This window comes from Paenibacillus sp. FSL R5-0810, assembly GCF_038002285.1.
In the GTDB taxonomy this organism is placed as follows: domain Bacteria; phylum Bacillota; class Bacilli; order Paenibacillales; family Paenibacillaceae; genus Paenibacillus_AQ; species Paenibacillus_AQ lactis.
Genome location: NZ_JBBOCF010000001.1, coordinates 3,142,644 through 3,156,236 on the forward strand (window position 1 = coordinate 3,142,644; position 13,593 = coordinate 3,156,236).

At 53.3% G+C, this 13,593-nt stretch carries 12 protein-coding genes; 2 read left to right on the forward strand and 10 right to left on the reverse strand.

Annotated elements, in window-relative coordinates; translation table 11 throughout:
* Window positions 1-48 precede the first annotated feature (48 nt).
* The 8 genes from yqeH to spoVAC all read right to left on the reverse strand — a co-directional run bounded on the left by yqeH (window position 49) and on the right by spoVAC (window position 8,419).
* A complete protein-coding gene (gene yqeH / locus MKX76_RS14290; protein WP_007129359.1) occupies window positions 49-1,173 on the reverse strand; it encodes a ribosome biogenesis GTPase YqeH in 1,125 nt (374 codons plus the stop codon).
* On the reverse strand, window positions 1,170-1,700 hold the full coding sequence (locus tag MKX76_RS14295) for a YqeG family HAD IIIA-type phosphatase (RefSeq protein WP_007129358.1): 531 nt from the start codon (window positions 1,698-1,700) through the stop codon (window positions 1,170-1,172). The genes yqeH and MKX76_RS14295 overlap by 4 nt, the downstream gene beginning before the upstream one ends.
* A 255-nt stretch (window positions 1,701-1,955) precedes the next feature.
* A complete protein-coding gene (locus MKX76_RS14300; protein ID WP_007129357.1) occupies window positions 1,956-4,169 on the reverse strand; it encodes a DUF4129 domain-containing transglutaminase family protein in 2,214 nt (737 codons plus the stop codon).
* The gene (locus MKX76_RS14305) at window positions 4,166-5,413 is read right to left on the reverse strand and encodes a DUF58 domain-containing protein (RefSeq protein WP_007129356.1); all 1,248 of its coding nucleotides are present in this window, start codon (window positions 5,411-5,413) and stop codon (window positions 4,166-4,168) included. The genes MKX76_RS14300 and MKX76_RS14305 overlap by 4 nt, the downstream gene beginning before the upstream one ends.
* 2 nt (window positions 5,414-5,415) lie before the next feature.
* Window positions 5,416-6,372 (reverse strand): AAA family ATPase, encoded by a 957-nt coding sequence (locus MKX76_RS14310; RefSeq protein WP_007129355.1) that lies wholly within the window; start codon window positions 6,370-6,372, stop codon window positions 5,416-5,418.
* Between the two features lie 179 nt (window positions 6,373-6,551).
* Entirely contained in the window at window positions 6,552-6,902 is a 351-nt protein-coding gene (gene spoVAE / locus MKX76_RS14315; RefSeq protein ID WP_007129354.1) for a stage V sporulation protein AE, read from the reverse strand.
* A complete protein-coding gene (spoVAD, locus tag MKX76_RS14320) occupies window positions 6,902-7,921 on the reverse strand; it encodes a stage V sporulation protein AD (protein ID WP_007129353.1) in 1,020 nt (339 codons plus the stop codon). Before spoVAD ends, spoVAE begins: the two co-directional genes overlap by 1 nt.
* 6 nt (window positions 7,922-7,927) lie before the next feature.
* A complete protein-coding gene (gene spoVAC / locus MKX76_RS14325; protein ID WP_007129352.1) occupies window positions 7,928-8,419 on the reverse strand; it encodes a stage V sporulation protein AC in 492 nt (163 codons plus the stop codon).
* 634 nt (window positions 8,420-9,053) lie between these two features.
* Here spoVAC and MKX76_RS14330 point away from each other — a divergent pair.
* Complete coding sequence (locus MKX76_RS14330; protein WP_341034017.1) at window positions 9,054-10,127, forward strand: M42 family metallopeptidase; 1,074 nt, start codon at window positions 9,054-9,056, stop codon at window positions 10,125-10,127.
* A 502-nt stretch (window positions 10,128-10,629) separates the two neighbouring features.
* A complete protein-coding gene (locus MKX76_RS14335) occupies window positions 10,630-11,004 on the forward strand; it encodes a winged helix-turn-helix transcriptional regulator (RefSeq protein WP_213614405.1) in 375 nt (124 codons plus the stop codon).
* A 145-nt stretch (window positions 11,005-11,149) separates the two neighbouring features.
* Here MKX76_RS14335 and MKX76_RS14340 read toward each other — a convergent pair whose 3' ends face one another.
* The gene (locus MKX76_RS14340; protein WP_341034018.1) at window positions 11,150-12,226 is read right to left on the reverse strand and encodes an SDR family oxidoreductase; all 1,077 of its coding nucleotides are present in this window, start codon (window positions 12,224-12,226) and stop codon (window positions 11,150-11,152) included.
* 315 nt (window positions 12,227-12,541) lie between these two features.
* The gene (locus tag MKX76_RS14345) at window positions 12,542-13,504 is read right to left on the reverse strand and encodes an acetylxylan esterase (RefSeq protein WP_213614252.1); all 963 of its coding nucleotides are present in this window, start codon (window positions 13,502-13,504) and stop codon (window positions 12,542-12,544) included.
* Between the last annotated feature and the right edge of the window lie 89 nt (window positions 13,505-13,593).

Consider the following 13,593-nt stretch of genomic DNA (forward strand, 5'->3'; position numbering starts at 1 on the left):
TCCCGTGAGTAAACCGTCTTCAGTCATGAAGACGCGTTGACGACGCAATTAAATCAGCGAAGGACGAGCCAGCACCTTGACTCCCTTCGGCGCATGAACGGCCACTAGCGCTCCCTGGTCGCCATTGACCTTGATCCAGCCAAGGCCGGAAATGAACACATCGGTCCGGGAGCCTTTCGGGATCCGGATTTCATGCCTTGTCCATTCCGGCAGCTCGGCCAGCCTATCGCGGGTCGGCGGAGAGAGCAGCTCGCCCGCATGCTCTTCGAACAACGTGTCCGCCCGTTCAAGCTTCGTCCGGTGAATGTTGAGCCTTCCGCTGATAAAACACGTGAACGATTGATGGACTCCCTGCACGAAATCAAAGCGGGCAAAGCCGCCGAAGAACAGGGTTTGGCCTTCATTCAGCTGGTAAACGGCCGGCTTCAGCGGATTTTCCGGCATGACCTCGCGCAGATCCTCCCGGCTCACGATTTCACTGTAACGCCAAGGGTACACGATGCCCGGAGTATCGATAATATCTCGTCCGTCATCCAGCGGAATATGGACCATATCCAGCGTGGTCCCCGGGTAGCGGGAGGTTGTCAGCTCCTGCTCCAAGTCGCTGTAGTCGCGTATTAAGCGGTTGATCAGACTGGACTTTCCTACATTGGTGGCACCGACGACATATACGTCCCGGTCTCCTCTGTGATAGGCAACCGTTTCAAGCAGCCGTTCAAAGCCCTGATTTTTCTTTGCGCTGCACAGAACGATGTCCTCCGTCTTTAACCCATGTTCCTTACATTGCTTCTGGACCCAATTCAGAACCTTATTCCAGTTGGTCACCTTCGGTAAAAGATCGGTTTTATTGACAGCCAGTATAACCGGATTATTTCCGACAAAACGCTGCAGTCCCGAAATCAGGCTCCCTTCGAAATCAAAAAGGTCCACAATATGAATGACAAGGGCATTCTTTCCGCCGATCTGCCCCAGCAAACGTAAAAATTCGTCCTGATCGACGGCAACCGAGGACGCTTCATTATAATTTTTGATTCGGAAGCAGCGCTGGCAGATGACCGGATCGCGCTCCCATGCCTTCTCCGGCAAATACCCCGGCTGATCCTGGGCCTCGCTTTGAAGCCGGATTCCGCAGCCGCTGCATTTCTTGATGTCTTCGCCTGTTGGCAAGGTCATGATTTCGGTTCCTCCTCAAGCCATAGTCCTTTTTTGCGCAGCCGGGTTAACGCGATCCGCTCCACCCGGCGGTTCACCATACGCGTAAACCAGCCCTCGTCGTTAATGGCGATGGGCATCACCAGAACCGTATATAGACCGAGCCGGTTTCCGCCGTATACGTCGGTCAGCATTTGATCGCCGACGACAATCGTTTTGTCCGCGGTCAGCTCCATCATCTTCATCGCCTTGCGGAACGGGGCATTGCTCGGCTTCCGGGCTTCATGCACATATTGGATATCGAGCGGTGTTGCGAATTTCGACACCCGTTCGAGCTGGTTGTTTGAAACGATGATCAGCTGGAAGCCGATCTCCTTCACTTTCTTAAACCAGTCCACGAGCTCCGGCGTGGCGAGCGGCGCTTTCGCACCGACGAGCGTATTGTCGAGATCCGTAATGATTCCGCGATATCCTTGCTCGTACAGCTCTTCCAGATCAATATCGAAAACCGTATTGACACGGAGCTTCGGAATTAGCATTTCAAACAATTTCGTCACCTCAATTTCATACGAAAAACTATACCATAATCCGGTTCCGTAGTAAAAATAATCACGAACAAAAGCACTTGAATCGCTGATGCCGAAATGTTCAGCAAAAGACCACCGTCATCCCACTAAAAAGGACTCGGGCGGCCTATGCATTTACCGATGCCGGTTAAGATCAGAATAATACCGTCTTCCGGGATCAAGCCCGTTGAAGGCAGGCATCCCTCTTCACATGGATAAGAACTGCCGAGCTCCTCTTTAAGCCAGACGAACCTTCCGAATCATTTTCTTGAGGACTTCCGCATCGGCTTGGACAAGACGCCACTGCTCCTCCGATACCTCTGCCGGACTATAGCGGGCTGTTTCGAACTGCTGCAGCAGCGGCTTCAGCTGCGGCTCCAGCAATGGATTGGCCTCGCTCCAGCGGCGAACCGACTCGCGCAGCGTCTCGCTGTCCTGACGGACCAATCCTTTCCGCTGCACCGACCGCAGCCATCGCTCGGTCTCCGCAATGACCTTGTCCGCAGCGGACAGCGGCTTCCCTGCACGGAGCCGCGCCCCGGCAAAGCGCAGATTAATGCGCATTCTCCACAGAATGTAAAAGATCCACAGCGCAATCACAACAGCTGCCGCAATGCCGATGCCTTTCCACCATCCGGAAGATTGATCATCCGATGCAGCGGCAGGTGTCGTCTCCGCCTCTTCCTGTTCCTCTTCTTCAACCTCTTCTTGAACCACTGGCTCAGCTTCAGGCTGACCTGTAAGGAGCGGCATACTAAAGCCAGGTGTCGCCTCAATCGGAATCCAGCCGTACTCGCCGAAGTAGACCTCGACCCATGAGTGCGCGTCGGCATTCGTTACCGTATAGGTCCCGCTGCTGACCGGACTCTGCCCGTCCATCGGGATGTATTCGCTGACTGAGCTGCTTCCGGGCGCATAGCCTTTTACCCAGCGTGCAGGGATATCCAGCGATCGGGTCATCATCACCATTGCGGTGGAGAAGTAATCGCAATAGCCCTCCCGGACTTCAAACAGGAAGCTGTCCACAAAATCCTCGCTTTGCTTGCGCGACAGATCAGGTGTATTGGTATATGAGTAGTTGCTCTGTAAGTATTGTTGCAGCAAAATGACCTTATCATACGGCGTTTCTGCCGATTCCGTGATTTGCTTGGCCAAATCGGTTACGCGGTCGGGAAAGTTTCTTGGGATCTGGAGATAGGCATCATCCACGGAACCGTTGTACAGTTGACTGTAGGTTTTGCCCCTAAGCTCTTCAAGTGGAATGACGGGAACCTCCGATACCAGCGTATAGCTTTTCGGGTAATCGCCGTTTCGTCCCCCCTGCAGATGCAGCTCAGCCCCTTCAGATACCCAGCTTAGACGCTCCGGATCGATAACCTCATCCAGCATTTGAACCTCATGGATCTTATAAGCTCCGAATAGGACCGGATACTCGGTATCGTTCAGCATCGTGACCGTTTGCTTCACGGTCTTGGTCGGCATGGAGCTTGCCTCCTCATCGGGAAGGCTCTCCCCGATCCCTACATCGGCCCCCGAGCGTCTTCCGCTCCGGTCGGCCCAGCCTGTTCCGGAGTAAACGGCCCTTGTCTCCCCGCGCCAATAACTGCGCTCCTCCGAGCTAACCGACATCACCGGGGAGTAATCAAAGTTGAAGCCGCTGCCCAGATCGTTATCGCCTCTTCCATATCCGGACGAGCTCTCTACCGGAGCTTCGATCAAGGTACCGGTACCGCTCGTGCTGACGCCGGACAATGGCACTCCGCTCCATTCCCTCCATGCCGTATAAGGGTCGGTCAGCGTCGGATTGATGTGCGGCATATTGACACCGGCAACGATAATGAGCGAGAAGATGACGAGAATGTTGGCAATGATTTTAAACGGAGATCTGGATAAGTTAACCCATCCCTGCGGGAACCGTCTGCGAAAGCGGTTGAAGTGGTTCGTCACGAGCCAGCCCATGCCTGCTCCGGCTACCCATGCCGTCTCATCCCATAGAGTGACCTTCGTGAACGAATCCAGAACCGCAAGGCCGATCACGTTCAATCCGACAACAAACAGAATGCGCCGTTTGGTCTTCGCCCAGAGAAATATAAAGACGAAAATTGCCCACGCTGCAACAGCGAACCATAAATACGGGAATAAATACATCAGTTCATCGGATAATACCGTATCCGGTCCGAATGAAGGCACCGGCCTGCCGCCGGCTTCCAGCAGCTTAAACACGCTGTACAGAATCAATAGGAATTGCAATACAAGCCTAAACACCTGCTTAAGCGGTATCAGCGCTTCAATCACCGCGGTAATGGTAATGGCGGCGATTACAATCGCCGTCGTCTCCGACAGCCAGATGGATTCCGTGAAGGATACCCATTGCATGCCGATGATCCAAATCCACAGCACCGTCAGCGTATTAAAAAATGTCGTTGACAGCTTATCAAGCCACAGCTTCAAGCGACTCCACCTCCCAACGCAGCAGGCAGCTCCTCAAGCGATGAGACGGAGTAACATGAAATCCCCCGCGACCTCAGGATCGAGATCGATTCATCGCGAAGCGGCTTGCCGCCGGGATTCATGATTTGCAGAAAGCATGGATTCATGCCTCTGGCTTCCACCCAGCGTAGGACTTCGGACGCCTCCCTGCCGCTCATCGGACTGATGAGCAGGAGCACGGCTCCCTGCGGGAAATGGCGGTAGGAGCGTTCTAGCTCTGCAATCAGGCTGCCCTTGCGGTTGTAATCCACATCGACCAAATGCTGAATCATGCGCATACGTTCCCCTGCCTGCTCCGTCGGAGGAAACAGCTTGCCTTCCTCTGTGGCCGTAAACAAACCCGTTCCCGCATGCTCCTTCGCACCATATTCAATCAGCGAAGCGGCAGCAGATACGGCAACCTCGAATTGCTGATCGCTCACATAAGCATTCTGGGCGCCATCCAGGACGATCAGCGTCTTGGGAAAGGATTCATGCTCGAACTCCTTGGATTTCCACGAACCGGTCTTCGCCGTCGCGTTCCAGTGAATCCGCGAAATCCGATCGCCATAAACATAATCGCGCACCCCATTAATTTGAGTCGTCTCCCGCCTTGAGGCAGATACTGTTGTATGCGTACCGCCGAGCCGGGATCTATGGATATTCCGGTTCCATTTCGGAATATAAACCGTCCTTGGAAGGACCCTAAATTCCGTGTTCACTTCGATCCGTCCCCGATGCTCCATGATGCCGAAGATATCCTCGCTGATACATTCCGTCCCGGCGAACGCATACCGCCCCCGCTCGAGAGGCGGAGTCTGGAATACGAGCACCCCGGCACCGCGCATGTTCGGGATAATGCTGTCTTCGAATGACCATGAATCGCCGTTATGTCTTTGCAGCACTTCCTTGACGACCAAATACGGCATCGGCAATAACCCGGGGACGTTCACATCGAGCCGAACGCGCACCTGCTCCCCGGCATGAAGCTGATCGCGGCGATCCCGGTCACCGAGAATGTTGCGCTTCGCCTTTACGCGCCTCACCCCGCCAAAGCCCGCTCCGATGACATATACGGATAAGAGGCTGACCATGGAAAAGAGCATGAGAGAGGTTTTCCCTCCTTGAAACAACACGTACAAAAGACATAAGCACCAAACCGTCAATACCGCTGCCAGTCTGGACGGCTGCATGCCATTTAGAAATACGGAAACGGCGCGCCGCATGCTTATCTCCCCATTTGAACAGGCACTTTAACCTGTCGCAAAATAAAGTCCAGCACCGATTCGGGCGTTGCATTATCGAGCCGTGCTTCCGGACGCAGCATAATCCGGTGTGAAAGGACGTAAGGGGCAAGCGTCTTCACATCATCAGGCAGCACGTAGTCACGCTGCTGAAGGAAGGCAAAGGCTTTGGCCGCATTCATGAAGGACAGCGTTGCCCGCGGGCTTGCGCCCAGCATGACGGAAGGGTGCTCCCGCGTTGAGCGGGTGATGTTCAACAAGTAATCAGCAACCGGTTCGCCGATAAATATGTCGCGAATCTCGCGCTGAATTGCGGAGACGGTATCCATATGCGTCACAGGCTTCAGCCTATCCGACAGCTGTCCGTCCTTCGAGGCATACATGAGCTGCTTCTCGGTTGCCGCATCGGGATATCCCAGGCTTAGCTTCAGCATGAAACGGTCAAGCTGCGCCTCCGGAAGCATATAGGTTCCCTCGAAATCAATCGGGTTCTGGGTGGCGCACAGCATGAACGGATGCGGAAGCTCATGCGTCTCCCCGTCCACGGTCACGCTGCGCTCTTCCATGACTTCAAGCAGAGCGGACTGCGTCTTCGTCGTGGCCCGGTTAATCTCATCTGCGAGCAAAATATTGGTCATGACAGGTCCCGGCCGGAAATAAAACATTTCATCTCGGGGGTGAAATACGGATACCCCTGTTATATCACTCGGAAGAATGTCCGGATTGCATTGAATGCGCCGGTAATCTCCCTGCATGGATTTAGCCAGTGCTTTGATCAATTGCGTTTTTCCCGTTCCCGGTACGTCCTCGATCAGAACATGTCCACCAGCGAGCAGCGCCGTAAGGAGCAATTGGATCTCGAATTCTTTGCCTAGCAGGCACGACTCCAGATTGGATCGCACCGAGGAAATGATTTTCATGGATTCTTGGCTTACGGGCATGTATGACTAACCTCCTGTAAGGGAATAAATACTTAATTTAGTACTATTGTACATGATCGAGGTCGCAGAGTACATTCGCAGCCATATTTTGTTCCTTAACCAACGCCAGACTTGCTTTAAACAGCAAAAAACCCTGGTTGTTTAACCAGGGCAGCATAGATGTCTGAACAGCTATAACATTAGCCTTTTGGCCTCACCAAAAGCGCAGCAAGAAAAGAGAATATGATCGCCGAGGATATCCCTGCACTCGTTACTTCGAATATCCCCGTCACGACCCCGATCCAGCCGTCCCGCTCCAGCTCTGTCAAAGCTCCGTGAACCAGAGAGTTGCCGAAGCTGGTGATCGGAACCGAGGCTCCGGCCCCGGCAAATTTGACAAGCGGTTCATACAGGCCGAACCCGTCGGCAATTGCGCCGGCCACGACGAGGGTGCTCATCGTATGCGCAGGGGTCAGCTTTATAACGTCCATCATGATTTGTCCGATAACGCAGATCAAACCGCCAATGATAAAAGCCCATAAAAACTGCATCAGTTGCTTCCTCCCGTCTCTATAGCTACTGCATGAGCAATGCACGGGATGCTCTCGCCTTGTTGGTATGACAGCGGCGACAACAGGGCACCCGTAGCAACGACCAGCACCTTGTTCAGTTCTCCTTTACGCATCCGGTTCAAGATATGGCCGTAAGTCACAACGGCTGAGCAGCCGCAGCCGCTGCCGCCAGCATTCACGTACTTCTGTTTTTCCAGATCGTAAATCATCAGACCGCAATCGGCAAAAACCGTGCCGTCCATGATGACATCGTTCTGCTTCAGAAGATCCTTGGCAATCGGCAGGCCGACGGATGCCAGGTCGCCGGTCACGATCAAATCATAATCTTTGGCTTGTCTGCCGGTATCTTTAAAATGCTTCGTAATCGTATCGGCCGCAGCGGGGGCCATGGCGGCTCCCATATTGAAGGGATCCTTGATGCCCAGGTCGACGACCTTCCCGATCGTGGCGTATGTGACGCGCGGTCCGTCCCCCTCGCTGGAGACGACGGAGCAGCCTGCTCCCGTTATGGTGTACTGGGCGTACGGAGGCTTTTGCGAGCCGTATTCCGTCGGATAACGGAACTGCTTCTCCACCGTACAGTTATGGCTCGCCGTGCCTGCCATCACATATTTCGCGGAGCCCGAATCCACGATCATCGAAGCGACCGCAAGGCTCTCCATGGAGGTGGAGCAGGCGCCGAAAACGCCGAGATACGGAACGCCAAGCTGCCTTGCTGCGAAGGAGCTGCTGATAATTTGGTTCATTAGGTCTCCGCCTACAAAGAACTGAAGCTGATCCTCCTTAATCCCGGCCTTCTCCGCAGCTTTCCGTGAAGCGTCCTCCAGCAGCTTACGTTCCGCCTTCTCCCATGTTTTCTCATTGATCTCGATGTTGTCGTATATATAATCGAAGTCTTCCGCCAGCGGCCCCTCTCCCTCTTCAGGTCCGACAATCGTACCGGTGCCGATAATGACCGGTTTGTTCTCGAACTGCCACGTTTGACCGATGATCTTCATCTCGCGTTACCTCCCCCCGATGCCGAGCACGGCGTATATGATGCCGATAATAAACGCCGCAACGGTACCGAACACGATCACGGAGCCGGCAAGCTTAAACATGCTAGCTCCCACTCCAAGGACCAGTCCCTCTGCCCGGTGCTCCAAAGCGGCCGAACACATGGAGTTGGCAAAACCCGTAACCGGCACCGCGCTTCCCGCACCGGCCCATTGGGCAATTTTGTCGTATACGCCAAAGCTGGTCAAAATGACGGAAATGATAATAAGAACGGCCACCGTCGGGTTGCTCGCTTCCTTCGTGCTCATATCGAACACGGTCATGAAAAAGCGCTGAATGCATTGACCGATCAAACAGATGAGGCCTCCGACCAAAAAGGCGCGTATACAGTTTTTAAATACGGCGCGGGGAGGCTCATGCTTCTTCGCAATCGCCTGATATTCGGCCGAGCTCATGGTACTGATATCAGACTTGGGCTTTTGGTTGTTGGAACCGGACATTTGGTTACACCTCCGCTGAATATTTAAGTATGGATTCTTCAACCAGCCTCGGAAAGCCATTATGGATATCACTCGATAATCATTATGCTTTGAACGAACTTCCTTTATGTTTGGAAAATCATCCTTAATGCAAAAGCCGCGCGGTGTCATGCTGTTTTGAACGATTCCGTCATCAGGGCGCAAACGGCCGCCACGGTGGTACGGCTCTCATGGGCAAGCATAAATGCAAAAAGACAGCCTTCCGTAACCGGAAAGCTGCCGATCGTAGTTGCTTGATTGAATTTAGCATAAATGTACCGTAACCATTTCGCCCATTAAATCAAAAAGTAATTCAGCAATATGACGAGCAGTATGAAAAGAATGATAATGAGCAGAAACTCGCCGAATTCAGCTTGCCGGCCGTACGATCCCACCCCGTATTCGCCCATATTTCTTCGCCCTTCCCCTGTCCATGACTCATTGACATGTTTTATTCCAGCGTATTCTTCGGGAATCATTTGGTGCTTGGACGATCTATTTTTCCTGAGCAAGCCGCGATTGTTTCATAGCTTGTAATGTAGACTTTTGCGGTATATAGGGGCATACTAAATAGGATGAACTCATACATACCTTTTTCCAAAGGAGCGAATAGCCTATGAATGAATCTACACGCGAATTGTTTCGGACGCTTACTGAATTTCCGGCTGCGCCGGGCTTTGAAAGAGAGCTGCGCGCTTGGGTAAAAAATGCACTCTCCCCATATACCGAAGAATTTGTACAGGATCGGCTCGGCAGCCTGTTTGCTGTACTGCGCGGGAGCGACGAAGGTCCGAGAGTCATGGTCGCCGGGCATATGGATGAGGTCGGCTTCATGGTAACCGGCATTACGGAAGCGGGCATGGTGCGCTTTCAGCCGCTGGGCGGCTGGTGGAGCCAGGCCGTTCTGGCTCAGCGCCTGCAGATTATTACCGACAACGGGCCGATTATCGGGGTCGTCGGCTCCATCCCGACCCACCTGCTGGACGAAGCACAGCGCAGCAAGCCGGTCGATATCAAATCCATGTATATCGACATCGGCGCGGACAACAAAGCGGAGGCGGAATCGTTCGGCATCCGTCCGGGGCAGCAGATCGTGCCGATCTGCGAATTTACTCCGCTGGCCAATCCAAAAAAAATCATGGCTAAGGCATGGGATAACCGATACGGCGTCGGCCTGGCCATCGAGCTCGTTCAAGCTCTTCACGGAGAGAAGCTTCCGAATACGGTTTATGCCGGAGCCACCGTTCAAGAAGAGCTCGGACTTCGCGGCGCGCGGACTGCAGCCAACTTGATCCAGCCCGACATTTTCTTCGGCCTTGATGCAAGCGCGGCAAACGATATGATGGGCGACAAGAGCCAATTCGGCCAGCTCGGACAAGGGGCCTTGCTCCGCATCTTCGATCCGACGATGCTGACGCATCGCGGCATGGTGGAATACGTGCAGGATACGGCAGAGACGAATAAGATCAAATATCAGTACTTCGTATCGCCGGGCGGAACGGATGCCGGGCAAGTTCACTTAAGCGGCATCGGGGTTCCATCTACGATCATCGGCATTTGCTCCCGGTATATCCATACCTCGTCGTCCATCATCCACACGGATGACTACGAAGCAGCCAAGGAGCTTCTGATCAAGCTGGTAAAAGGGCTCGACCGGACAACCCTCCAAACGATTCTGGACCGGGCTTAACCGTAAACGGACTAACTTAATCAAAAGGGATAAAGCCAGCCTCCACTAGACGGGACTGACCCCATAGCGTAAGGCAAATTAAACACCTTCAAGAGAAGGATCCGTGTCGAAAGATATGGGGACAATCTTGGAGGTGTTTTTGCGTTGGCAAGAATCTGCTGTCCGGTGAAATTGAGGAAGAAACATTGAAATGTGCCTGGCTGGCTGGTATTACAGTGAGAGAAAGAGAAGTCATGGGGCAATCGAACATGCGAAATAGGAGACAAGCGGAAGACCTGGAGAGTTGGCGTAGTGGTCCATGGAACCGGTGACAGTCCAATGTCGGCAAGCCGTTCTTCCTGTCCATTGCCGAGTGCAGGAGAAGTTCATATGTATCAGCATTTCCAAAGCAAGATCGGATCAGATGGATGAAGGAGTTCATGTTATAGTGGAGGAAGTAAAGCGCGAGTCCGGGACATCGCTGGTAAATATCATATCTTGGTCGAAGGGAGCGAGGCTTATCATGGAGCATAAGGAAAAAGTGTACAACACCGCGGTGGAAGCGACGCTGGAGGTCATCGGCGGAAAGTGGAAACCGGTCATTCTTTTTCATCTTACTTTCGGGAAAAGACGCAATAGCGAATTGTTAAGCCTGATTCCCCAAATCACCCAGAAAATGCTGACACAGCATCTGCGTGAGCTGGAAGAGGAGGGCATTATCGTACGTAAAATTTATAATCAGGTTCCGCCCAAGGTGGAGTATGAACTGAGCGAGTATGGCTGGAGCTTAAAGGAAATTCTGCATCTGATGTGCCGATGGGGAGATGCTCATATCGAGCGAAAATACGGCGAGTCCGCAACCGTTCTGGAAAAGCGGCTGCTTGAGGAATCGCATTAACAAGCAGAACAGAGCCGGCTAATATAGCCGGCTCTCTTGTGCAATCCGAAAACGGAATTACCGTTCATGTTCTGGTTGTGACGAGGTGAACGGAAGAAGCGCTCTCGGCTGCCTTGTTTCGGGAGCTTCAGTTACTGCCCGGTGTTTATGGAATGACTTTGCGACGCCGGAGCTCGTCAAAGATATTCAGGAACATGGCTTCCGTATCGACATACTCATGAAAACCGAAGCGGCGGGCCTTTGAGCCGTCCGCAAAGAAATCATAGTCCCAGGAGAACACGAAATCGCCGAATTTCCAGGATGAGACCTCTTGGTAAGAGTGCTTCGCAAGCCCATGCTTCTCAACCATGCGATTCCAGACCGGCTCCTTATCTGCCATGACCGTTTCCAGATTCATCTGCAGAGGCGGTGCGGTTTCCATCTCGAAATACTGCGCAATCTTCGGCCATAACTCGTTCCACCGGAACAGGTCCCCGTTCGCAATATTGAAGGCTTGATTGGCGCAGCGTTCATCGGTTGCCGCCCAAACGGTCGCCTTGGCAAGCAGACCGGCATCGGTCATCTCCAGCAGGCTGTGATAGGCTCCCGGCTTACCGGGAAAACGCAGGGGAATGCCAAGCTCTTTCGAAATCGACGCATATACGGCAATGACCATGGCCAGATTCATCGGGTTTCCAAGAGCGAAACCGCTGACAACGGAGGGACGCAGCGCTGACCAGGTCCAAGCTTTGCCCTTCTGCCGTTCCTCGAGGAAGTTCTGCTGATCGATATTGAATTCCGGCGGCATATGGTTCGCATCCGTCTCCCGGGCCGGCGTCTTGAATGGACCGAGATGAGCGCCGTACACTTTGTAGCCCTGCATTAGGCTTACATGCTGCAGGTTAGCGGCAACGGGCTCGATCGCTTCCACGACATGGACGAGCATGGCCAAATTCGGCGCGACGAGCTCGGCCCACGTCGGCCGATCCTGGTATGCCGCATAGAAAATATGCGTCACTTCAGTCAAGCCGCTTAATTTGGCGGCCGTATCCTCCCGGTCCAGCAGGTCGGCCGATACATAACGAACGCGGTTCGTGGACTCCCCGCCTCGGCGCGATACGCCGATGATATCCCAGTCGGGAAGCGTCGCAAGGTACTCGATGAGGTTGCGGCCGATGACCCCGTTGGCCCCGACAACCAAAGCCGTTTTTGGCGAATGCTGTGAACGTTGATCCGTATTCATATAAGCTCATCTCCTAACGTCATGTTTTGATTAATGTCATTTTGCACGTTAGGGGTCGGCTTGAGAAGTACGTACTTTGAAGTGATGTAATTACTTTTTGGTAACGTTTAAGCAGGACCAGCCCTTTTAGCTTAGGAAATATTTTAAACATTATTGAATGAGGACAAGAACTTGCAGGCTGTTTTGATCCCTTTCTCAAATGGGGGTAGCCCGACGTCTTGATATCCTTTTATAATCCGGCATTCGGTAAGATCGGCGGTCAGCCAGCTATCCCTCCCTGGCTTCTTCGCTGGTTGATTAAGCTTTACCCCGGACTTAAGCTTTCCCCAAGACCCGCTCCAGAAAGAGTACCGCTTCCCTCTTTTGATACTCATTCACCTCATGCCCGGAGAACGGATAATCCCGTATTTCCTTAGGTGCCTCAATCCGGTTATAAGCTGCGTAGATGGTCTCCGGCATGCATACCGTATCCTTCCAGCCGACAGAAACCATGACCGGCGCTTTGATTCTTGGTGCAAGATTCAGGATGTCGAAATGAGCCAGATGATACAGAATAGGATCCAGCAGATCCGGATAACGCTTGATATACTGGGCGATTTCCGTCAATGAGCTGGCCGAGTGCAGCACCCCGTAATCCATTCTGCACAGATTCGGAATGTCGGCCACGATTGCCGCCACCTTCGGATGCAATGCCCCGGCAAGGAGCGCAAGGCCGCCTCCCTGGCTTCCCCCGACAACGGCGATTTTTGCAGGATCTACCTCAGGCTGTGCCAGGGCAGCATCGACGGCTCTTACGGTATCGATGGCCATCGCCATATAGTAGGATCGATGAATGTCGGTAATGCCCTGGGATACCCAGCCCTTCACGACGCCGCCATCCAGGGGCAGCAGATTTCCCGTCTCTCCGCTCTGGCCCCGGACATCAGCTGCCAGCACGGAATAGCCGAGCATCAGCCAATGGGCATATCGCTCCGGAAGCCCTCGGTCTCCGGAATATCCAGGAAAGGTAATGACGCAAGGCCGTTTGGACGATTCATTGGAATCCGCAGGCGTTATGTACCAGGCATGGATCGGTGTCTGGTCAAAGCCGCGGTATGTCACCTTGGACACCTTCATATGGGGATACGGTGTTTCTTCCGGCTCACTATCGATTTGAAGCGGCGAGCCTGCGTATACATGGAGATAATGATCCCAGAATCGATTCAGCTCGTCCTCGTTCATCGTCGGTTCGGGACGGCAGTTGTTCAGTTCCCTCTTGCGAATCTGTATGGTATTCATTGGTTTGGTTGTTCGTCTCCTTTACCGTCGCTTGTTTCACGATTCTTCGTTTACTGTACGATCGTCCCGATTGATTTGCACCCCAGTGA